The organism is Dorea amylophila (genome assembly GCF_025567265.1).
Classification (GTDB): Bacteria; Bacillota; Clostridia; order Lachnospirales; family Lachnospiraceae; genus Dorea_A; species Dorea_A amylophila.
The window spans coordinates 152,799-173,827 of record NZ_JAOQJW010000002.1 but is presented as its reverse complement, the minus strand read 5'-3'; the positions used below and the strand labels follow the sequence as shown (position 1 = coordinate 173,827).

Sequence of the window (21,029 nt, the reverse complement as noted above, 5' to 3'; positions counted from 1 at the left end):
CCTATATTACATTTGTCACATTCAATTTATGACCGGTGACACTACCATTATAATCAGCCATCCGCTATACTACAAGTAACAAATCATCAAGGAGGGAATCTTATGCTTGTACATATAGAAAATCTGGTAAAACGTTACGGTGATCTGTTAGCGCTTGACCACCTGTCACTCGACATCGAAGAAGGTGAGATCTTTGGACTGCTCGGACCAAACGGTTCCGGTAAAACCACCGCCATCAACTGCTTGCTCGCACTGTTAAAATATGACAAAGGAACGATCACGATCTTTGGAAAGGATATGAAGCCGGACAGCTACGATATCAAGCAGGATATCGGTGTTGTCATGCAGAACGTTGCCGTCTTCGAGCAGATGTCCGTCTATGAAAACATCGATTATTTCTGCGGACTCTATATCAAAGACAAACAAAAACGAAAAGAACTCGTGGAAGAGGCCATCGCATTTACCGGTCTGTCCGATTTCCGTAAGATGCGCCCGAAGAAACTCTCCGGCGGACTTCTACGAAGACTGAATATCGCATGCGGCATTGTCCATAAGCCCAGACTCATCATCATGGATGAACCGACCGTTGCTGTAGATCCTCAGAGCCGTAATAAGATTCTGGAAGGAATCGTAGAGCTCAACCGCCAGGGATCAACTATTATCTACACTTCCCACTACATGGAAGAGGTCGAACAGATCTGTACCCGTATCGCGATCATTGATCATGGCCGTGTACTTGCTTCCGGCACAACCGAAGAACTAAAAAAAATGATCAAGACCGGTGAGACGATCACGATCGAAGCGGTTGCGTTAACGAAAAACAACCTGGCAGATATCCGCTCCCTTTCGCATGTATTTGACTTATCATACCAAGATCAGACAATGATCCTACGCTGCAGCGGTGCAAAACACAATCTGATCCGGGTACTGAATTACCTGCAGGAACAGGACATTCCATTCGGACGCGTCTTCTCCGAGCTTCCGACTCTCAATGATGTCTTCCTTGAGATCACAGGAAAAGAACTCAGGGATTAAAGGAGGGACACTTTATGTTACATTTATTAAAATATCAGTTCTTACAGACAATACGTTCCCGCTCTATCATGTTCTGGGCTCTCGCATTTCCGCTCATCCTTGGAACCCTGTTCTATGTGTCCTTTGGAAATACCGGTCTTGCAGGAACCGGAGAGACTGACTGGGAACCGGTTCCTGTTGCCATCGTCACAGTAGACAGCAGTTCCGCAAATGCAGCATCTTTCCTGACATTTCTGAATGAAACGGATCAGGACATGATCGATATCCATTCTTACAAGACAGAAAAAGCTGCCAAAAAATCGCTCCGGCGGGAGGAAATATCCGGCATCTATTACGTGAAGTCGGTTCCTTCCCTTACCATTGTTTCCAATGGCATTAACCAGAGCATTCTGTCTTCCCTTCTGGACAGCTATGAAAAAAATGCTGACATGATCCGGGATATTGCCACACAGCATCCGGAAAAGCTTTCGGACGCCCTTGCCTCCCTGAACGACTATCAGACACTGGTGAAAGAAAAGTCCTTAGGCGGACATTCCTTAGATCCGACACTGACTTATTTTCTCGCACTGATCGCATTTGCCTGCTTAAGCGGAGTCTACTTAAGCATCCATTCCGCGGTTCAGCTTCAGGCGAACTTAAGTGCACTCGGAGAACGGCGCAGCATCACACCGACCCACAAACTTTCCCTGATTCTCGGCGATCTGCTGGTACTGGAAAGTATTCATTTCGTCAACATCCTGATCCTGGAGCTTTACCTTACCCAGGTACTTCATATCAGCCTTGGGCATGACATTCCGAAACTTCTTCTCATTACATTTATGGGAACCCTGATCGGTATCTGTCTCGGAATCCTGATCGGATGCGCCGGCAAACTGTCCTACAGTGTCAAATCCGGAATCGGTGTCCTCGTTACACTGTTACCGAGTTTCCTTGCAGGCCTGATGTTCGGTGGAATGAAAAATGTGATCGAACAGCACTGCCCGGTCATCAACCGGATCAATCCTGCCAGTGTCTTAAGTGATGCATTCTACTGCCTCAGTGTCTATGATGATGCTGTCCGCTACCGCAGGTGTATCCTGATTCTTGTAATCATGTGCCTGCTTTGCATCAGCTTCTCATTTCTTATGATAAGGAGGGAACGTTATGACAGTATTTAAAGGATTTTTAATCATAACCAAACGCAATCTCCTGATGGTATTTATGTATCTGGCAATCTTCCTTACGATCGGAATCCTTGCCTCCGGCAGCGACAGCAATACTTCCGGCACCGGGTTCCATGCCCAAGCACTCACGGTAGGTGTGGTTGATCATGACGGAGGCGTGCTTTCCAAAGGGCTTTCCACATATTTATCACAGTATCATACCGTCAGGCAAATGCCGGATGACACTGCGAAACTCCAGGACGCACTCTTTAACCGGAATGTCTCTTATATCGTAACCATTCCGAAAGATTTTAAAGTCTCCTGTCTCCGTAAGCATCAGGAATTACCGGTATCCAAGATTCCGGGAAGCACAGACGGATACTACGTCGATCAACAGATCAACACCTATCTGAATCAGGCACGTGTCCTGACAGACAGTGGTTATTCCGATAAAGAGGCAGCTGCATATATTCTGAAACATGCAGACAGTTCTTCTCATGTTACGATGTTAAAATCTGCTTCTTCCGAAAAGACGCCGGGTTATGGTTACATGTATCAGTATCTGCCATATGTGTTAATCTCCATTCTGTGTTATGTAATGGGGCTGATCATGATCGCATTCCATCAGCCGGATCTACAAAAACGCATCCTTTGCTCAGCTGTATCCATCAGAAGCCAGAACCTGCAGCTTGCACTGGGATATCTGGCAGTCGGATGCTCCGTCTGGATGCTTACAACATGGATTCCTGCTTTCTTCTTTTACCGGAAAGCATTTTTCCAGTCGCCAAAGATGCCATATTATATGCTAAACAGCCTGACCCTGCTTCTGGTCGGCCTTGCGCTTTCCTTCCTTCTTGGTACATTTATCACCAAAGAAGATATCCTGACTGCCCTCGTAAATGTTGTCACACTTGGCATGAGCTTCCTGTGCGGCGTATTCGTTCCACTTGATATCATGGGAAAAGGCGTGAAAACCGTGGCTCATTTTCTTCCGGTCTACTGGTATGAGATCAGTAACAATTTGCTGAACAACTCTGCTGTTCTCACTCAGGCACAGAGACAACTCTTATACCGCAACTATGGAATCCAGTTACTTTTTGCCGCTGCGATCTTCTGTATCGCATTGGTAGTCAGTAAAAGAGCAAGGCAGACAGCATAATGCTGCCTGCCCTGCTCTTTTTTTCTATCTCTATTTTATCTTTTTCTTCTGTATCCATTCCACAATCTTATAGCCCAGATATCCGGAAAGGCTTCCGAATACCACACCACCAATGATGTCCGTTGGATAATGCACATACAGGTACAATCTTGATAATGCGATCAGAACCGCAAGTACAAGAGCCGCTTTCCACATCTTCTTCTCTCCGGCAAGATACAATGCCGTAACCGAAGCAAATGAAGCCGCCGTGTGTCCCGACGGGAAAGAGTAATCCCGCGGCTTTGCGACCAATAATTGTACTGCTGTATTGACATCGAATGGTCTGGTTCTTGCCACCAGATTCTTTATGAGCACATTGCAGAGCAGCACATCCACCAGCAATGCCGCCATCATGATCACCCCTGTCTTTCTTGTCTTCGGAATGATCAGTAATAATACCGTCAGAATGATCCATATGATTCCCGCATCTCCAAGTCTGGTAATGAGCGGAACAACCACATCTCCTATTGGCGTTCTTAAATTCTGGATCATATCAAGAATATGTATCTCCATCTATCTTATCCTCTCAAATTGATTTTTCTTATTTATATTTTTTTATATTTCCCCTCTATATTTTTCCATCTGTCTTTTCTGTCCTGAGTACCGGCATCCGGAATGTCTGGATCAAAAGCGGGATTACCATAATGAACCACACGATCGGTTCACAGATGATCACACCCGTATATCCAAGCCACGGAACCAGAGTGGCCGCGATCACGATCTTCCCTGCCATCTCAAGGCCGCTGGAGATCAGTGGTGTAATATGATCTCCTAATCCCTGCATCGCATTTCTTAAAATACAGATCAAGGTAGTCACAATATAAAACAGCGTATCAAACTTCAGATAATTTGTTGCATTTAAGATTACTGTCTTATTATAACTTCCGGTTACCAGATATACCAGCCATCCTCCGATCGTATAACTTGCAATGATCGTAAGTCCTGACCAGATCGCAGTGTAGACAATCGCCAGCCAGATGCCTCTCTTCACACGGTCGATCTTCCCTGCTCCCATGTTCTGTCCACAGTAAGTTGCCATCGTCTGTCCGAATACACTGAACATGATCATGAATATCTCCGAGATCTTTCTCGCCGCTGTATGGGCAATGATAATGTCTTTTCCAAGCTTATTGATCGCCGTCTGTAATGTCAAAGTACCGATATTAACCAGAGAACTCATAAATCCCATCGACATTCCGGCACTTATCATCTCTTTTACCATGATTGGACTTGGATCTTTAAAATCCTCTTTCTGAAGCCTTAATATCTCATATTTTCTAATCATATAGATCCAGCAGATCACAAATGCAATGATCTGTGCCAGTACAGTTGCAATTGCTGCTCCTTTTACGCCAGTCTTCAATACCACAACGAAGAACAGATCCCCCACGATATTCAGTGCTACAGATATCGCCAGAATGATCAATGGTGTTACTGCATCTCCGATTGCACGAAGCGTCGCCGCACAGGCATCATATAAAAATGTTGCAAGCAGTCCTGCTATGATGATCGCGATATATCCTTTCGCCACCGGAACCAGATGCTTTGGCACATTTAAGAAATGTAAGATCGGTTTCAAAAATAGCAGTCCTGCTATCGTAAATAAAATGGATATTCCAGTCCCGATCACAAGCGACATTGCAAAGGACTTTTTCATATCTGCGATGTTCTTCGCACCAAATTTCTGTGCGGTAATAATCGCAAATCCGTTGGATAATCCCAGTAAAAATCCGATGATCAGACCGCTCAGTGTGCTGGTCGCACCTACTGCTGCCAGTGCATCTTCTCCCAGAAACGAGCCGACAATCCTGGTATCTACCAGACTGTAGGTCAGCTGTAATAAGTTTCCTAAAAATATCGGTAATGCGAAACTTAGTATCAGTGCCGAGGGCTTTCCCTTCGTTAAATCTTTCATTCTTTCTCAATGTCCTTCCTTTTTCAGTATGATTTTCTCTTTACAAGAAAACATGCACCGCTCATTATAGATCATACTTCCGAAGAGAGCAATCTCTGAAAGAATTTTTTCCGCTTTCTTTCTGTCACCGGACTTCCGCTGCGGATAACCTGTGAACGGATTCCGATGTTGGTCAGTTCCTGCTGAAGCTTAACGGCTTTCTCCGCATCCATACCATCCCGGATCAGAAATGGTGCCATAGACAGGTCTTCCTTCGTTTCAAAATTATATTTTTTCGCAAGCTGTAAGAAGCCATTTCTCTGACCATAATATTCTACAATTCTCCCAAGTACAATGACCTGTCTGGATGGATAGCCGCACACCTCACATGTTTCTTCCAGTGGTGTGATCTCGTATTCTACTTCATAAAAATCAAACACCTCTTTAAAATATTCCATGCCTTCTTCGTCCAGATTATCAAACAGTGTGGCTGGAAGGTTCGATACGATGCGGTTAGCCATCACTTTATCGAGGCCTGTCAGAAGCTGCAGATAAGCGGATATCTTCTGGTCTTTTCCGCTGCATTTTAATAAACGTATTTTATATGTTCTCATGTAATTTTTATCCTCTTTCTGTTTTCAGATATTTTTCGGTTATGCTCTGTTCTGACGCCATAATATCCTCTGGCGTGCCTGCTGCTACAATCGTTCCCCCGGCATCTCCACCTCCCGGGCCCATATCAATCATGTAATCTGCATTCTTCATCACATCCAGATCACGCTCGATCACAATGACAGGTGCTACATTTCGCTGTAGTTACCTATCATGTCCGGCTCTGCCTGAACCTCCATGAAAGTTGTTCTTTCGGGTGGGGTATTGCTTTTGGATGTATGTGAATATTTCTTGTTGGTTCATGGGGGATTCCTTCTTTTTGTCAATAAAATAATCTCCCCGTTGGACACATCACTTGAGTTTGTGAGAGGTGTGGGGAGATCTGGGTTTGTGGTTTTTTATGTTTTATGTACTGTATTTTTCAATATGTTATAAATACATTTAATTAAAAATAGTTCATTCCATTTATCTGCATAACCACACCAAAAGCAAATTTATTACAATCTGTATATCTGATATTCGGTACTTTTGTAACTCCTCTTTTCTCTTTTTCATAATTTTACAGAAACTGATTGTATTTCTCATTTATACGATAAAAATCCATATTTATCCTCCGCGGCAAAGCAAAACAGGGAGATATACACTTATCTCCCTGATAATTAACGGTTCGCATTCAAAGCTGCGAAGCACTTAAATTAAAGGTTCACATTCAAAGTAGTGAAGTACTTAAATTAAAGGCTTGCACTCAAAGTAGCAACGCACTTCAAATTGAACAAATCTCTTTGTTCAACTATATTATATTCAATTTCTGTAAAAAATCAATAAAATTTTTTCTTTATATTCGCTCTTTCCTGTTTGCAAGGATATTATTTTTCAATCTCTTTTACATTTTTTATTCGTGCAAGACTCGTTTTCCAAATTTCGCCACTATAATAAACTTTTATATTATCTCCCGGCGATATAACTGAATAATCATATCTTTCTGGCCAATAACAGATTATTTCTTCTTGTATATCTGTTTCTAGTATTTAAAACTGCTCATTTTTTTCGATAACGACTCCTTCAACAAATGAACTTTTTCTTTGAACTGCCACATAAAAAACAACACTACATAATAATATTGCAATGGATATACCGACGATAATTCTTTTTTTCATTCTATTGCTCCGCTTTATTATTGAATCATTTTTTATTTGTGCTTTTTATTTCCGATACCAGTTCTTCATACTTACGTTCGTCAATAATATATTTCCGTTTAATCAGTATGTACGCAGCTCCTATAGAAATTACCGGAACAGCTACAACTCCAAGACGCAATATAAATCTTTGTCCGGCATCTGCTGTCTGGATAAATTTATCTGCCTGTACAACTACATTTTCCGAAGTAAGTTCTCCTATACCGGCTTTTATTTCTAATCCAGGTATTTTCTGACTGATTGCATAGAACATGCCTTTGTTAATCCAGAAAAATGTGTCTCCACAATTCTATCCATTTGACTGGCAATCTCTGCAAACGGCAAATTCAAATCAAGCATCTTAACACTTATCCGACTACCATGCATCTGATATACATTGTCCGGTTGGATTTCTTCTTCCGTCTTCGCGTAAAGAAGCATCCCTGAAACTGTATTCTCTTTTTCTCCAAATTGATAGCTGCGGTTTTTACATAGGTAAAAATCTGATACAAGATGTATTAATCATTCCTGAAGCGATAAGTGCTGTGACTGTTATTATACATCTTGTCTTTACATCAATATCCTGATTATTCCAGTTTTCTCCAAACAAAACATCATCATTAAAATATGCAAACTGTGGTGCAAATTCATTCAGTGCGTTTCTTCCTGCTGTCTGTACAATTTTTTCACTTTAATCACCTGTCCTTATTTTAACTTTGCTCCATCCTTAAAAGCATTTCCCACACGTTCTCCAAGTCTGTAATATCCGTGATGTACCGGATCATATGTAATTGGTGTAAATTTACTAAGATCAATTTCTCCGTCATCACCGAGATATTTTTCATCTGCACTTACATTTTTGATTTCTGCAAGATACTTGCTTTCATCAATAACTTTTACAAGTTCACACTCAAGAGTCAATGGAAGTTCATTGATGACTGGTGCATTTACATATTCACTCTTCGTTGTAGTAAAGCCTGCTTTTTGCATCTTATATGCTTCTTTATTTGCAGAAACAATTCCCACATAATCGCAGGCAACCAGATGTTCAAGATCTGCCACCCCTACTGTAAAAGCCTTATTTTTTATAATATTGTCTGTTGTCTTATGGGCAGACAAATCTACAATAATCTCATTTGCACCTACAATTCCGCCCCATGCAGCGTTCATTGCATTTGCCTTTCCATTTTCATCATAGGTTCCCAGAATCATAACCGGCTGTGGATATAAAAATGGCTTTGCTCCAAAATTTTTTCTCATTGTTTTATCTCTCCTTATGGTTATTTGTTTATATCAGTATTTATCTGCCCAATCCATTCTGTAATCACCTCTTCTGAAGTTTCCAGATGATCTTTTCCTTTGGAATCAAACTGAATCTGCATTTCATGTGCAAAGGCAGCTCCTTTACAATTTTCCTCCATATCTTTTATAACATGCCCCGGCCATCCACCATTTGTCATAAATGGAATCACTGTCTTTCCTGTAAAATCATTTGTTGTCAAAAATGTAAGCACTGCAGGTGCCATCGTATACCACCACGTTGGAGTTCCGATAGCAATCACATCATAATCAGCAAGATTTACAGATATCGGATTGATCCGAGGCATAAAGCCTGCCTCTACCTCTCTTTTTCCCTGTTCAACCACATCTTCATGACTGCCGCTGTATGGCTCTGTTGTTTCGATTCTCGCAATATCTGCACCTGTCCCATTAGTCAGCTGCTCTGCAATTCTTTTCGTGTTTCCATTTGACCAGGAATAATATACAACTAACATTTTCTTCATTATCTCTATTCTCCTTTACTTATTTTAGTCCCTGTAAACAGATAGATATAACCCACCATGACTACCGCTAAGAAAGCCACTATTACCCCGATGGTTATCTTTTTCCTTGTTTTCATTGCTCACCTCTTTTATTTCTTCTGTATTTTTGAACCTCCAAACACCTGCGACATCGGCATATGGGCGAGCATCTCATCAATAGATTTTACTTCATCCTGAGTCAGCTTTATATCTGCTGATTCCATATTTTCTTCCAGTCTATTTACTTTTCTTGTTCCCGGAATTGGTACGATATATGGTTTCTTTGCAATCATCCAGGCAAGAGAAATCTGTGCAGGCGTGGCATTTTTTTCTTCTGCAATCACTTTCATCCAGGACATAAATTCATTATTTTCCTTTAATCCTTCTTCTGTAAACTGTGGCATTGCGCTTCGATAATCTCCCTGCTTTTCAAATTCCCTATGGGAATGATATGCTGCTGTCAGTAATCCATTTGCAAGCGGCGAAAATGCAACAAATCCTATTTTCAATTCTTCAAGCACCGGGAATAATTTCTCATAATCCCTGTACATCATGGAATATCTGTTCTGAATCGCTGTAACCGAGCATACTTTATGTGCACGTCGAATAATCTCTTCACTGGCTTCTGATAACCCCCAGTGTGTGATTTTTCCCTGCTCCATTAACTCCTTCATAGCTCCTGCCGTCTCTTCAATCGGTACAGTCATGTCAATACGATGAATATAATATAAATCAAGATGGTCTGTGTTAAGTCTCATTAAAGATCCCTCAATCGATGCCTTAATCGTCTCCGGTCGTCCATCAGGAATCAAAGGTTTATTTACAGTTGTTGCAGTTTCATCAAAACGTATCCCACACTTTGATGCAAGGACAATTTTGTTTCTATATGGCCTTAACACTTCCCCAAGCAGTTTTTCATTGTGATGAGGGTCTTCTGTTGTTCCGTATATCTCTGCCGTATCAAAAAATGTGCAGCCTTCATCAATCGCTTTTTCAATCAATTCTTCTGCTTCTTTCTGTGTTGAAACAGTTCCATATGCATGACTCATTCCCATACATCCAAATCCGATTTCTGATACTTCTAAGTCTCTTCCTAAAATTCTTTTCTCCATCTTTATCTTCCTTTTCTATATTTCAAACTTTACTGTAAGTATAAGAAAAAGAGACTCCGGACAGAAGTCTCTCTTTGTTAGGCAGTTTAAACCTAAAGGTTATGTCTTACTTATTACGATTCCTCCAAATATTTTTATATCCTTTTATAATCCAAGACTGTCTATCCATGAACTGATATCTGATTCAGACGCTCCACCATGGAATCGTTCCCCTTCTTTCCAGTCACCTGTTCCTGTCATCTCTTCCAGAAGATTACCGCTGTCACCGATTCCCGAGGTCGCTGCTGTACAGAATGGGATGACTGTTTTTCCTGTAAAGTCATTCTCTTTTACAAAGTTATCTACTGGCCATGCTGCAATTCCCCACCAGATAGGATAGTAAAATGTAGCCAGTTCCCCTCATGCGTTGATTTTACTGGGTTTAACTGTATACAAAACTGTGTTTACTGTTACTATCTTTCATTCTTTTCCAAAATAGCTTTGAAGCATAGGCCACATTATTTTCATATATGACACAAAGCTCAGCTCTACTTGTGCTTCATTAAACCATCCAACCATAAAGCTATTTATCTCTTCAAATAATACTTTTGAAAGTTTCTGAATAATAATTGTGTTATCCACTTCTTCAGTATAATCTTTCGCATACATTTTACATATAGAACGCACTCCAAAATAATTATATAGCACACCTACCGTTGTTTTTAATGCTTCAATATCTCTTGGAAAATCTGTTCTATTCATCATATTCACTACTAATTGATGTCTTGAGTTTAGGTAATTCCTAACTGTACTATTACCTATTTCAACATCAACTGTAAATGAAAAATCTTGAGTTTGTATACTATCTGCTCCTAACATTATCATCAATTCAACTTGTGCTGCATGATATTCTGTATAACCAGACAAAGCCATATATTTCCAAGAATCTTGCTTTGCATACATTTCCGTATCTAAAATATGCGTAAATTCATGAAACACAATATACCTTGGTATTTCCGAACTTTTGCATATCCTTAATATATGTTCATCTGTTTTCGTATTATAGTAAGCTTGGGCGGCTGAAGCGAATCCTGCTGCATCGCTTTCCTCAACATTAATTTCAAAAAAATCTATCTTATACTGTGGTAATTTCTCAATTTCCATAAACTCAATATATTCTTTTTCATATTCTTTAATTAAATTTTTAATTTGTATTTCTGTCATATTGTTTTATACCTCATATCAAAGTTAGCATTTCACTTTTAGTATACCATAAAACAATCCCATTCTCATTCTATATATTTTATCCTCAACGATGAAAAGATGTGTCTGCACACATCTCTTCCATCTTATTATTTTCAATGTTATAAGTTCTTAATAAAATTCAAATCCTGTTTCCGTAATGCCTTCTGTAACTTTTCGTTCTTTCTCTTCAGTTCCTTATTTTCTCTGCTCAGAGCTGCCACCTTCTGGTTCAACAGTTCAATCTGTTTTTCCATCGCCATGTTCAGAATTTCTCTTCTTGGATCTATCATTCCGGCCTGTTGCTCTACTGCTTGGTTCAATGTATCCCGGACGGTTGGATTTTTATAAAAGAATCCTCTCGACAATCCAGTTTTCTTCATCAGCTTTGGAACGCTGATACGTTCTTTATTTGCCAGCATATCTTGTATTGCTTGCAATGCCAGTTCAATTTTCTCTTTACTTTTTCTCTGATTTTCCTCAATCATCTTGTCGTATTTGCTCATATTCTTCACCCCATCTTGCCAGACTCATATATATGATGTCACTCATCCTCTGTCTTACTTCTCTGGTTTCGTCTGCCATTCTTTGATTGCTCATTTTCCGGTAATGCTGTACATTATTCAGTCTTTTATGCCCCAATAGTCTCGCTATCGTCCAGTCATCCAGATGCATTTCTGTAAGTTTGACGCCATAGTAGTGCCGGAACATGTGCGTTCCAAACCCGAATAATTCGCCATGATCATCTTTCAACTGCTTTTCCTGTATCATGGACATGACTTTTGTTTTTATAGCCATATACTGCATCGGGCGGTCAGGTTCTTTTTCATTAACAAATATGTATTCTGTATCACCGAACTTTTCCTGTGTATATTCAATAGAACTCTGTAACAGTTTTGCAAGTTCTTTACTGATCGGTTTTTTATATCTTTTAGTTTTAACTTGATATATTTCAATCATATCTTGGCCATTTTCTCTCGTCAGACAATCTGGTCTCAGTGTAAGGGTATCTGATATCCTAGTTCCAAGCATCTGATGTATCAGAAGACATCTTGCAATCTGTACATCCATCTGTGTAATTTCCGCATTCAGTCGTTTCATTTCATCATCAGAATACACTCTAAATTCTGCATTTACTTCCGGTGGAATATCCGTATTAATAAATAAATGCTCCAATCTTTCATAGCTGTAAATTTTTCCGATTGTCTCTAACTGTCGTCTTAATGAAATTACATAAGAACTATTCGCACTATGGGAAGTATCTTTTGTTGACAGATGTATCAAAAATTCTTCCAACACTTCTCTGTCTATTTCACTGCAGCTTTTTATTTTGGAATACTCTTTTTGGAGATATTCTGAGAATATCCTCATTATTGTCAATTCTCCCTGTACAGTTCCTATTGCTTCATACTGCAGATTCATATAAACAGCTTTCTTACATTCTTCCCTGATATCTGGCTGATATATTTTTCTGAAATCCAGTGTTTTTACATTATAAATTGGATTGGATCTGATTTTAATATCCAGATTTTTTAGTTCCCAAACATCTTTTTCTATCTCATCCCGTAAATCTTCTGGCCCTAAAAATTTCAGTACGTTTCTGAAATATAATATCGTCACTGCTTCGCCATAGCTTACTGTACCATACACACTCTTCTTTTCTTTTACAATAGTTATTCCCTGTTCTAACATCCAGCCTTTTAAAAGTGATATCCATTTTTCTGGATTTCTATCTCCAAGGCTTTTGATTCTCCGATTTATTCTGCTGTTCAAAAACTTTGCAATATGATTATAAGCTGTTCGATCCTGAATCAATGCTCTAAACGTTCCGTTTTTGCAGCGATACATAATATAACCTCGAAACTCTTCCTTTAATTCTTGCGTTGGAAGCAACGTTAAATCAAATTTTCCATTATCCTTACGTGTCCCTGTTTCTTGTAAATTGGGGAAATCGCTGAAGTATATAATATCATTTTCCATCTTTTTCCTCTTTCTTTAGCCATGATGCTAAACTACTTCCTTGCATTTCAAAGAACTCATCATTTGCTTTTGCAATCCTTTGCGGCATATAATCAATATACTGTCTTGTCATCTCTTCATAAGTATGTCCAAGATAATCCCTGATACTTTGCAGTGATACATGACTGTCATAAAACATAGTTGCTACTGTATGTCGATAATCGTGTGATTGAAATAAATATTCTCCATTTGCAATCTTATTTTCCCGGCACGCTTCTATCATCTGAGTTCGGAATGTACCATATAGACAAGCACCACCTCTGCTGTTTTTAAAAATGAATTCTTCAGGCTGAATTTCATGTTTTTTCAAGTATACTTTCATAATCTGATAAAGTGCCTGTGGGATTGGAATCCTTTTATAATTCTTCATTTTGACCTGATACACCTGAATCCAATAATCCTCGCCCTGCTGATAATAAGCATTTCCTTTCAATGTACACACTTCACTCGCCCGTAATCCTAGACACCACAGATGTAGGAACATACATCGTAATCGCTCTGGAAAAAGATATAATTTTTTCAAAATTTCCATATATACTGTTTCCTCAACGCTACGATCATGATGTACTATTACTTCTTTTTGTTGGAAATATTCAATTCGGAATGGCATTCTTGTAATATACTGTTTAACTTCCATGAATTTATAAAAATGACCGATACCGAAAATTCTTTCATTAAATCCCTTTGCCTGTATTCCCCGTTCTCGCAAGCCGTCTGCATACTTTTTTACTTCTGCGACAGTTGCATGAATCGCCAGTATCTTTTCTTGTTCCAGCAGTTCAATAAAATTTCTAATACATACAAATCTTCGTACAATCGTGCTGACTGCCTGTCCAGTAATTCCCAGTTCATATTTCATGTATGCCTGTAAAATTTCTCGATTCTGTATTTCCTTGACTTCCATAAAAGAAATGCTAATTAAGGATTTACTTTCGTCTATCCGATGTTTTCCAAGATGTAATCGTTCCAGATACCATACATTTGCTTCCCATTGGATCTGTTCCTGCTGCATAAACGCATCTCTTCTGCATTCACCTAAAATACTTCGTTGACTCGTTTCGGGAAAATTCTTTAAAATAGTTTCCACTTGTTCCATTTCCAGCAATCCAATATCCGTAATATTTAACTGAACACAAGAATCATAAAGAAGTTTTAAGGATTTTAACCTGACATTTCTATAAGCCTTAGACATTGAAGTATTGGCAATGATACGACTCAACGTATAAAAAATTTGTTTCTTTAAAACTTCTGAACAATTTTGTGTAAAATCCCACACCAATAGGTTTGTTTTATAAGAAGTTTCAAAGGTCTCAGCTATTTCCTTTTCCGGATAATACTTCAGAAAATAAATTTTATTTTGATATTTCCATTCATATATCCGCTTTCCATTTAGCGTCTGCATTTGTTGATAGATATGTTGTTGTTTTACCGTATCATATATTTTCAAATAGAAAGATACAATTTGTGATCGTATCTGTCCTCTTAAATATTGTTCATACGAATTTCGCAAAGGATAATCCATTTCTTCCAGATGCCAGATTTTTCTATCTGCCAAGAACTTTTTCAATTTGTTAATTCTTGAATCGCTTTTTATTCCAAGTGCATCAATTTCTGAATATAGTTCCTGCTTTTTCTTCTCAATATCTACTTCAGATTCTGTTATGTGTTCTGCCTGTTGCAATAAATATATAGGTATTTCTCACACCTCCCTACTCCAGCAGACGTTCCGCCCCATAAATAGCAGTGTGTTGTGCATAAAACTCATTACTTGCTTCTATCAGTTCATCATCCAGCCAGTCCAGATACTTTATAGTCGTATCCAAATGTTTATGCCCCAATGCCTGACTGATCATTTCCAGTTCCCATCCTGCCTGCTTTCGCATATTTGCAAAATAGTGACGTAACATGTGGGGTGTGATTTTAACTCCGGTTTTCTTTTCCATTCGGTCCAACATATCATATACACTGTCCACTCTTAATGGCTTTCCAATGTTCTCACCCATGATATTCACAAACAGGTAATCCTGATGTTGCAGGATTTTCCGATATTTTGCCAGATAATCCATGAGAAATTCAAACGTATCATTACTTATCTTGGCACTTCTGTATTCCGCATTTTTGGCTCTCGCTTCATTTTCATTATCTTCCCGGAAGCATACCCTTATCATGTGATTCCTATAATCAATATCTTTGACATATTTTACTCCCAGTAGTTCCCCAATTCTGTATCCGGTTTCTGCTAACATAAGTAACAGAAGCTGATCTCTTCGGTTCGTACAGGCCTGTAAAATTGTAATAATCTGATTTTCTTTTGCTGTTCTCCCACGATGTTCCTCTTCCTTCAGATAGGCTTTAAAAGAATGATTCCGCAGTACCTTTTTTACTCCCACCTGATTAACCGCTATAATCTGGTTATACGATAAGGTTTTGAGACTTCCGTACTGTTCATATTCTGCCTCTATAAATAAATAGAACCTGAACACATCTTTTAAGTATGCGTTGCAGGTTCCTTCATTCGGACACTTCTTTTCTCCAGCCGTTTGCTCTGTATGGTTTCCGGCTTTAAGCCAGTATAAAAATTCCACAAAGTGTTCTGTCTGTTTTTCATAATCTAACTGATAGACTTCTGTGAGTTCCATTTCTTTCTCTGCCATATATTTCATATAATAGCAGATTGAAAATGCTGTGCGTTTCACTGTATTTGGTGAACGTTTACATTTAATCTTATGCATTAGATATTTACTTGGCAGTTCTTCAATACTCATTGTTTCCAGATTTCTGATGAAAAAATATTTTTCTGTTCCATCTTTTATCGTTTCCACCTTGTATATCATAAGCTGCCTCCTTTCCTCTAACGCTATACACAGTATACCCACTTCATGCCGAAATAGCTATTCATCAATACCAACAATCCCACCGAAAACGCCCTTGAAATACCACCAAACTTTTCGTGCAAAATCTGCTTTTTCTGTAGCAGAACCACGAACGGTTACAGGTAGTATTCCACGCCTTTCCGGTTTCGAATAAAGTGCTGGACATCCTTGATATCTTTTGCCATCTTGCAGCTCGGAAGCGCACACATTACTTCCTCATGATACCTGCCACCTTCTCCTGCACGCTCGTCTAAAATGGACACGACACAAGTATCTGTCTCGGTGCGGAGAGCACGTCCGAATCCCTGTCTTAGTTTTTTCTGCATGTCTGGAACAATCACTGCCTGAATATAATCTTTCAGGCTGGCATATTCCTTCTTCTGTGCTTCACTGATGGGATCAGGAACAGCAAAGGGCAGTTTTACTATAATCAGCGAAGATACCATATCTCCAGGGAAGTCTACTCCTTCCCAACAGGAGCCGGCTGCAAAAAGGACAGCATTGTCCATCTGTTTAAATCTTGTGATCTCTTCCGGTGAATGTCTCCACACCTCTATCATCGGGAACGGAATTTCATCCCTTAACATCTGGTAAACGTTTCCCATCAAATGATAAGATGTAAACAGCACTAGCGTATGCCCGTAAGTCGAACAGATCAGTGAATGGATATGGCCTGCTATCATCTCTGCCTCTTCCTGACTTTCTCTTCTGCATGTCTTCAAATTCTTTGGCAGATATAACAGACAGTTCTTCTGATATTCAAACGGGGAGTCTGCCACATATTCCCGGACTCTCCGCACTCTCTGTAATCCTGTCATTTTCCGAATGTGGGAAAATCCCTGTCCGGTTTTTAAAGTTCCGCTTGTCAGAATCGCTCCCATTCCTCTGCTCCATAACATCTGGTCCAGATACTGTGGAATCCGTCTGCTGGATGCACACAATATAATCCGGTGGTCATGGTCCTGCTTCAGATGCAGCACATACTTCTTATCCTGATGGAAAAAGCATTCCAGCACACTTTTGGTTTCTTCCAGCTTGTTTCTGATCCACTTTGGAATCTTCTTTTCTAATTTTTCTATGATCTTATTCATGGTCTGTATCCCCTCATATAAATACATTGCACACTCTTCTGTCATGTGGAATTCTTCTTTTATCCCATATCTGGTTCTGTGGTTTTCTCCTATGATGTCCAGCACCATCCGGATCGTCCCGGACAGTTTTCTTATCTCCGGGCCTTGGTACTCATTCCCAAGATAAAAGCAGATTTCTCGGATATCGTCATAACAGAGGCTCTTCCCAAACATCTGCTTTGCCGCATCCGGCAGCTTATGTGCTTCATCGACAATCAATGCTCGGTAGTCTTTTAATAACGGGCGGTAATCCTGCAGCCTGTGATAACCATCAGCCAGCAGATAATTGTGATTACAGATCTGAATGAACATTTCATGATCTCTGGAACGCTCCAGATACTGCTGATACCTGCATGAGCCTCTTTTCGGGCAGTCTCCCGAACAGAACTTCGGTACACTCACCATCCTTCTGTCAAACCCACTTAAGTTGGACACTTCGTCCATATCATAATGTTCTTTCAACGACAGCAGAGCTTCTTTCTGCAACGCATTTTTGTTTTTTTCTTCGATTGCAACGATTCGGTGCTCCAACCTCTCATCGCAGACAAAATGCTCTTTCCCTTTTCGTATCACAGCTTTAATAGGGGCCTGAATCGTCCCGTTCTCCTGAAGAATCCGGGAGAGAAAAGGGATATATTCTGTAAGAATTGCTTTCTGGAGTGCAATGCTGGAAGTGGATATCACGACCGGACGCTGCTCATAAGGGGAACATCCTTCTGCAAGGAGGGAATATTTTCTCATCAGAACACAGGCCACCAGATAGGCATACGTCTTGCCGATACCGACACCCGCGTCACACAGTGCTATGTTTCTTCCCAGCAGGTTATCCAGCATTTTGTGGCATAACATAATCTGTTCTTCCCTTACTGCCATTCCATGTTCCGGGAACAGCACTCGGAAAATAGTATCAATTTCTCGATGCGCTCTATTGAGATATTCTCTTGTGTAATACATAATTTGTTACCTGATATGCGTGCTGATATCACATCAATACGGCTGTAAAGGATTTCTCCCTACAGCCGTATGTATCTGATATCAACGACACATTCTTCCTTGATTTCTTATACTTTTGATTTTTGGCGTTGTATTTGTCCTCGACTCCCCCATTGCCTTACGGGAACATTACAGGCGGATGCTTGGCATTGCACCGCTCACGGATTTTCTAAAAGTCTTGCTGATTACAACCCAAAGTCCATCCTCTGCTCACTGGCAGTTCCTATGTATCATTATCCCCTCGTAAGTGATCCTCGCAAAAGACCGCCACGGTCCTGTTTCAGTTAAAGATGATTCGCTCGAAACGAAAACGCCACAAAAGAACTCTGCCTCTCACTTTCTGGTCTAATTTCTTCCATGCCCTTTTCATCTGTCCTCGCGTCTTCCTGCCACGCTTCTACTTACGGGAACGTACCTGTAATGCTGGTATGAGGTTGTCAAAGTACACTGGCAAAATTTACCTGCCTATTAAATAGCCGACGAAAAACGCCATAATTATTCAATTTTTGATAAATTTTTTAATTTTTTTCTCAAACGGTTTCTTTTGGTATAAATCGTCTGTTCTGCCATTCCCATAATCTTAGCAACTTCTCTTCCAGAATATCCCCATGTACTGAGTAAGAGGATTTCCAGTGTCTGATGCTCCGTTTCTTTCAATAGTTCATAGATTCGCTTATCACCTATGTGATCCAGAAGCTCCTTTACATCCCTTGCAAACAGCTCGCTGTCCTTTTCTTTTATGGAATCCATATCCTGCATCGTTTCATCCAGATGTTCCCGGTATCTGCGCTCTTCCAGAAAGTCTTCCCTGTCCATCTGGCGCAGCTTTTGGATCTTCTCTTCTTCCATTCCCAGTTCACGCAATTTCTTTTCTTCCTGTTCTTTCCAATAATTCCACTTTCGTTCTTCACTTGTCTTGTTATAAGCCATTTATCTTTCCTCCGATCTGATTTTTGATATAGAAATCAAATCGGAGCATGGCGGTGACCGGATAGGTACGTTATAATGTTCGAAAAATGTCGAAGAAAAAAATGCTGCAACCTCTTCGATTACAGCACTTTTTTCCATCTTACGTGAATATTTCTTGTTGGTTCATAGGAGATTCCTTCTTTTTCTCATAATGAATAAAAGACTCTTGTCATCCATTATTTATTATAATTTTTCTACTATTACAATAGCTTTTTTAACAAGTTTTCTTGTCTTGGAGTTTAAAAGAAAGCTACCAGTTTTTTTCCTCTGATAGCTTTCCATTCATTCTTATTCTGTTGGGAACATCGCTGCTTCCAACTTATTCATCTCTGTATCCAAAAGACCATATTTTCCTGAGTTATCTTTTTCCACGGATACGTTTACAGTAACAGCTTTTCCATATCTGTTCTTTTCAAGACTCTTCTGGACACTTTCTGTTAATACAGCTGCAAAGACTTCCGGATCATTTCCATCCAATCCCTGCTTTATTTTTTCATTGCTTACCTCTGTAGAGCTTTGTTGCAATGTCTGAAATACATTGGATGGTTCAACTTGTACACTTACTGTATAGACTCCATCCTCTTCTTTCACATCTTGTACTTTGTATTTTGCCAGTTTCTTTACTTCTGTCAGTTTTTCCGCATAATCAGCAATTCCTTTATCCGTAATGTTATCGGAATCATCAAATTGCTGTTGGATACTCTCATTAAAATCCTCTTCGATTTCTTTCTTGGCATCTTTTTCCGAGATTTCTAACAGATTCGCATAGTCCTTATATTCTCCATGATAGTGTGCATCAAGAGAACTTTGGACGTAGGATTTGGCATCAAAGTCTGGTTGTCTGGAGCAAGCTGATAACAATATACATACTATAATTCCTATACTTATGCACAAAACACAATTCTTCTTTTGCATATTCTCTCCTTCACGCTTTATTTATCTTCAATTTTTATCGAAAATAACATTTTTAAATACTGTTCTATTGACTCCTTTTGAACTTTTCTTTCAATATTATATGGAATGCACATAAAAAACTCCACATAACCATTATCAATAAAACTCAGCAATACTTCTCCATTTTCTGTTAAAAAATGTACATATTTTTTATTACATTTACTTTCAAATTTAATATTCGACATTTGCTTGTATATTTTTTTGTAATGATTTTTTATGCTTACTTCATCTGTACAATCAGTTCCATCACCTATCAAAAAAGAAATATACAACTTATCATAATCTTCATTTCTATATGTCATATAAGAATCTGTATGACCATCACCAATATTTTTATAATGCTCATTTGGAATCGAATAACTAATTATTTTCCCCTCTAATGTTTCAAATCTTTCTGTTTCATCAATTCTAATTTCACATGGTTCAAACATTTTTTTTATAAACAAGCCCAATTCATAATCCGACATTTCTATAAAATTAATATAATCTTTTTCTTCCGTTTTTCGCGAATATCCCCCTCTATTATTCCGTTCCCATCTTCTAATTTCTAATTCATCTCCATTTTGTTTCAAATCAATTCTTTGATAATTCTTGGAAAATGTTGGAAAACTTTTATATTTTGTTTGTTTCCAAAAATTGTTTAATTGAGATTCGTCTACTTTTGGGGAACTTTCTGCAATTTTTATTCCTTTTCTAATTGCACAGCCTATCTTATCTATTGTTTCTTCAGCCATAATTTCAATTGTAGGTTCGATAGAAATATAACATCCCATAAACCTTTCAATGGCATTAGGCACAATTAAGAAACCATATTTTTGATTATAATATACAGAAATCATATCCGTTTTCTCCTCTCTATTACTTAAGGGGAATAAAATATTCCCCTTAAGCTATTTACTT

22 protein-coding genes and 1 pseudogene are annotated in these 21,029 nt (G+C 39.1%); 3 read left to right on the top strand and 20 right to left on the bottom strand.

All coding sequences use genetic code 11. The features are described 5' to 3' along the window. Positions 1 to 102: 102 nt before the first annotated feature. From OCV72_RS01895 to OCV72_RS01885, 3 genes are read left to right on the top strand one after another with little or no spacing between them, the layout of a single operon-like run. Positions 103 to 1,035, top strand: a complete 933-nt coding sequence (locus tag OCV72_RS01895) for an ABC transporter ATP-binding protein (protein WP_055281485.1) — start codon at positions 103 to 105, stop codon at positions 1,033 to 1,035. Positions 1,036 to 1,049: 14 nt separating this feature from the next. Further along, positions 1,050 to 2,192, top strand: coding sequence for an ABC transporter permease (locus OCV72_RS01890; RefSeq protein WP_055281483.1), 1,143 nt, complete (start codon positions 1,050 to 1,052; stop codon positions 2,190 to 2,192). Next, positions 2,179 to 3,336, top strand: coding sequence for an ABC transporter permease (locus tag OCV72_RS01885; RefSeq protein ID WP_055281481.1), 1,158 nt, complete (start codon positions 2,179 to 2,181; stop codon positions 3,334 to 3,336). The genes OCV72_RS01890 and OCV72_RS01885 overlap by 14 nt, the downstream gene beginning before the upstream one ends. A gap of 30 nt (positions 3,337 to 3,366) precedes the next feature. Here the strand turns inward: OCV72_RS01885 and OCV72_RS01880 are convergent, their stop codons facing one another. The 20 genes and pseudogenes from OCV72_RS01880 to OCV72_RS01785 all read right to left on the bottom strand — a co-directional run bounded on the left by OCV72_RS01880 (position 3,367) and on the right by OCV72_RS01785 (position 20,968). Continuing rightward, entirely contained in the window at positions 3,367 to 3,888 is a 522-nt protein-coding gene (locus OCV72_RS01880; RefSeq protein ID WP_055281479.1) for a phosphatase PAP2 family protein, read from the bottom strand. Between the two features lie 55 nt (positions 3,889 to 3,943). Continuing rightward, complete coding sequence (locus OCV72_RS01875) at positions 3,944 to 5,290, bottom strand: MATE family efflux transporter (protein ID WP_055281477.1); 1,347 nt, start codon at positions 5,288 to 5,290, stop codon at positions 3,944 to 3,946. Between the two features lie 71 nt (positions 5,291 to 5,361). Beyond that, positions 5,362 to 5,883 (bottom strand): hypothetical protein, encoded by a 522-nt coding sequence (locus OCV72_RS01870; RefSeq protein WP_055281475.1) that lies wholly within the window; start codon positions 5,881 to 5,883, stop codon positions 5,362 to 5,364. 7 nt (positions 5,884 to 5,890) lie between these two features. Beyond that, positions 5,891 to 6,058: an excinuclease ABC, A subunit gene (locus OCV72_RS01865; protein ID WP_306418541.1), complete on the bottom strand. Its 168-nt coding sequence runs from the start codon at positions 6,056 to 6,058 to the stop codon at positions 5,891 to 5,893. An 851-nt stretch (positions 6,059 to 6,909) separates the two neighbouring features. After that, positions 6,910 to 7,038: a hypothetical protein gene (locus tag OCV72_RS01860; protein ID WP_262568814.1), complete on the bottom strand. Its 129-nt coding sequence runs from the start codon at positions 7,036 to 7,038 to the stop codon at positions 6,910 to 6,912. A 25-nt stretch (positions 7,039 to 7,063) separates the two neighbouring features. After that, positions 7,064 to 7,330, bottom strand: coding sequence for a hypothetical protein (locus tag OCV72_RS01855; RefSeq protein ID WP_055281473.1), 267 nt, complete (start codon positions 7,328 to 7,330; stop codon positions 7,064 to 7,066). A gap of 237 nt (positions 7,331 to 7,567) precedes the next feature. Beyond that, a pseudogene (locus OCV72_RS16725) lies at positions 7,568 to 7,738 on the bottom strand (carboxymuconolactone decarboxylase family protein); the annotation flags it as partial. A gap of 23 nt (positions 7,739 to 7,761) precedes the next feature. Next, the gene (locus OCV72_RS01845; protein WP_055281470.1) at positions 7,762 to 8,316 is read right to left on the bottom strand and encodes a flavin reductase family protein; all 555 of its coding nucleotides are present in this window, start codon (positions 8,314 to 8,316) and stop codon (positions 7,762 to 7,764) included. 20 nt (positions 8,317 to 8,336) lie between these two features. Further along, positions 8,337 to 8,840, bottom strand: coding sequence for a flavodoxin (locus OCV72_RS01840; protein WP_055281468.1), 504 nt, complete (start codon positions 8,838 to 8,840; stop codon positions 8,337 to 8,339). A 128-nt stretch (positions 8,841 to 8,968) separates the two neighbouring features. Then, positions 8,969 to 9,970: an aldo/keto reductase gene (locus OCV72_RS01835; protein ID WP_055281467.1), complete on the bottom strand. Its 1,002-nt coding sequence runs from the start codon at positions 9,968 to 9,970 to the stop codon at positions 8,969 to 8,971. A 144-nt stretch (positions 9,971 to 10,114) separates the two neighbouring features. Beyond that, positions 10,115 to 10,342 carry a flavodoxin gene (locus tag OCV72_RS16720; RefSeq protein ID WP_080543125.1) on the bottom strand — a complete coding sequence of 76 codons (228 nt, stop codon included), beginning with the start codon at positions 10,340 to 10,342 and terminating at the stop codon, positions 10,115 to 10,117. A gap of 87 nt (positions 10,343 to 10,429) precedes the next feature. Beyond that, positions 10,430 to 11,173 carry a hypothetical protein gene (locus tag OCV72_RS01825; protein ID WP_006426953.1) on the bottom strand — a complete coding sequence of 248 codons (744 nt, stop codon included), beginning with the start codon at positions 11,171 to 11,173 and terminating at the stop codon, positions 10,430 to 10,432. Between the two features lie 140 nt (positions 11,174 to 11,313). Further along, a complete protein-coding gene (locus tag OCV72_RS01820) occupies positions 11,314 to 11,697 on the bottom strand; it encodes a DUF6262 family protein (protein ID WP_015513361.1) in 384 nt (127 codons plus the stop codon). Next, positions 11,672 to 13,039, bottom strand: a complete 1,368-nt coding sequence (locus OCV72_RS01815) for a tyrosine-type recombinase/integrase (RefSeq protein ID WP_226853055.1) — start codon at positions 13,037 to 13,039, stop codon at positions 11,672 to 11,674. The genes OCV72_RS01820 and OCV72_RS01815 overlap by 26 nt, the downstream gene beginning before the upstream one ends. Positions 13,040 to 13,160: 121 nt before the next feature. Next, positions 13,161 to 14,222, bottom strand: coding sequence for a tyrosine-type recombinase/integrase (locus OCV72_RS01810; RefSeq protein WP_226853056.1), 1,062 nt, complete (start codon positions 14,220 to 14,222; stop codon positions 13,161 to 13,163). Positions 14,223 to 14,919: 697 nt separating this feature from the next. Then, positions 14,920 to 16,044 carry a tyrosine-type recombinase/integrase gene (locus OCV72_RS01805; RefSeq protein WP_006426957.1) on the bottom strand — a complete coding sequence of 375 codons (1,125 nt, stop codon included), beginning with the start codon at positions 16,042 to 16,044 and terminating at the stop codon, positions 14,920 to 14,922. A gap of 155 nt (positions 16,045 to 16,199) precedes the next feature. Continuing rightward, entirely contained in the window at positions 16,200 to 18,167 is a 1,968-nt protein-coding gene (locus OCV72_RS01800; protein ID WP_007886452.1) for an ATP-dependent DNA helicase, read from the bottom strand. A 534-nt stretch (positions 18,168 to 18,701) separates the two neighbouring features. Then, positions 18,702 to 19,136: a helix-turn-helix transcriptional regulator gene (locus OCV72_RS01795; RefSeq protein ID WP_007886453.1), complete on the bottom strand. Its 435-nt coding sequence runs from the start codon at positions 19,134 to 19,136 to the stop codon at positions 18,702 to 18,704. 327 nt (positions 19,137 to 19,463) lie between these two features. After that, positions 19,464 to 20,090 (bottom strand): hypothetical protein, encoded by a 627-nt coding sequence (locus OCV72_RS01790; RefSeq protein ID WP_007884654.1) that lies wholly within the window; start codon positions 20,088 to 20,090, stop codon positions 19,464 to 19,466. A 17-nt stretch (positions 20,091 to 20,107) separates the two neighbouring features. Beyond that, complete coding sequence (locus OCV72_RS01785) at positions 20,108 to 20,968, bottom strand: contact-dependent growth inhibition system immunity protein (RefSeq protein ID WP_007884653.1); 861 nt, start codon at positions 20,966 to 20,968, stop codon at positions 20,108 to 20,110. Between the last annotated feature and the right edge of the window lie 61 nt (positions 20,969 to 21,029).

Excerpts from the sequence above, each read along its gene's own strand:
- OCV72_RS01895 (WP_055281485.1), top strand. The coding sequence starts at position 103 with ATGCTTGTACATATAGAAAATCTGGTAAAACGTTACGGTGATCTGTTA.
- OCV72_RS01890 (WP_055281483.1), top strand. The coding sequence starts at position 1,050 with ATGTTACATTTATTAAAATATCAGTTCTTACAGACAATACGTTCCCGC.
- OCV72_RS01885 (WP_055281481.1), top strand. The coding sequence starts at position 2,179 with ATGACAGTATTTAAAGGATTTTTAATCATAACCAAACGCAATCTCCTG.
- OCV72_RS01880 (WP_055281479.1), bottom strand. The coding sequence starts at position 3,888 with ATGGAGATACATATTCTTGATATGATCCAGAATTTAAGAACGCCAATA.
- OCV72_RS01875 (WP_055281477.1), bottom strand. The coding sequence starts at position 5,290 with ATGAAAGATTTAACGAAGGGAAAGCCCTCGGCACTGATACTAAGTTTC.
- OCV72_RS01870 (WP_055281475.1), bottom strand. The coding sequence starts at position 5,883 with ATGAGAACATATAAAATACGTTTATTAAAATGCAGCGGAAAAGACCAG.
- OCV72_RS01860 (WP_262568814.1), bottom strand. The coding sequence starts at position 7,038 with ATGAAAAAAAGAATTATCGTCGGTATATCCATTGCAATATTATTATGT.
- OCV72_RS01855 (WP_055281473.1), bottom strand. The coding sequence starts at position 7,330 with ATGTTCTATGCAATCAGTCAGAAAATACCTGGATTAGAAATAAAAGCC.
- OCV72_RS01845 (WP_055281470.1), bottom strand. The coding sequence starts at position 8,316 with ATGAGAAAAAATTTTGGAGCAAAGCCATTTTTATATCCACAGCCGGTT.
- OCV72_RS01840 (WP_055281468.1), bottom strand. The coding sequence starts at position 8,840 with ATGAAGAAAATGTTAGTTGTATATTATTCCTGGTCAAATGGAAACACG.
- OCV72_RS01835 (WP_055281467.1), bottom strand. The coding sequence starts at position 9,970 with ATGGAGAAAAGAATTTTAGGAAGAGACTTAGAAGTATCAGAAATCGGA.
- OCV72_RS01825 (WP_006426953.1), bottom strand. The coding sequence starts at position 11,173 with ATGACAGAAATACAAATTAAAAATTTAATTAAAGAATATGAAAAAGAA.
- OCV72_RS01820 (WP_015513361.1), bottom strand. The coding sequence starts at position 11,697 with ATGAGCAAATACGACAAGATGATTGAGGAAAATCAGAGAAAAAGTAAA.
- OCV72_RS01815 (WP_226853055.1), bottom strand. The coding sequence starts at position 13,039 with ATGTATCGCTGCAAAAACGGAACGTTTAGAGCATTGATTCAGGATCGA.
- OCV72_RS01810 (WP_226853056.1), bottom strand. The coding sequence starts at position 14,222 with ATGCAGCAGGAACAGATCCAATGGGAAGCAAATGTATGGTATCTGGAA.
- OCV72_RS01805 (WP_006426957.1), bottom strand. The coding sequence starts at position 16,044 with ATGATATACAAGGTGGAAACGATAAAAGATGGAACAGAAAAATATTTT.
- OCV72_RS01800 (WP_007886452.1), bottom strand. The coding sequence starts at position 18,167 with ATGTATTACACAAGAGAATATCTCAATAGAGCGCATCGAGAAATTGAT.
- OCV72_RS01795 (WP_007886453.1), bottom strand. The coding sequence starts at position 19,136 with ATGGCTTATAACAAGACAAGTGAAGAACGAAAGTGGAATTATTGGAAA.
- OCV72_RS01790 (WP_007884654.1), bottom strand. The coding sequence starts at position 20,090 with ATGCAAAAGAAGAATTGTGTTTTGTGCATAAGTATAGGAATTATAGTA.
- OCV72_RS01785 (WP_007884653.1), bottom strand. The coding sequence starts at position 20,968 with ATGATTTCTGTATATTATAATCAAAAATATGGTTTCTTAATTGTGCCT.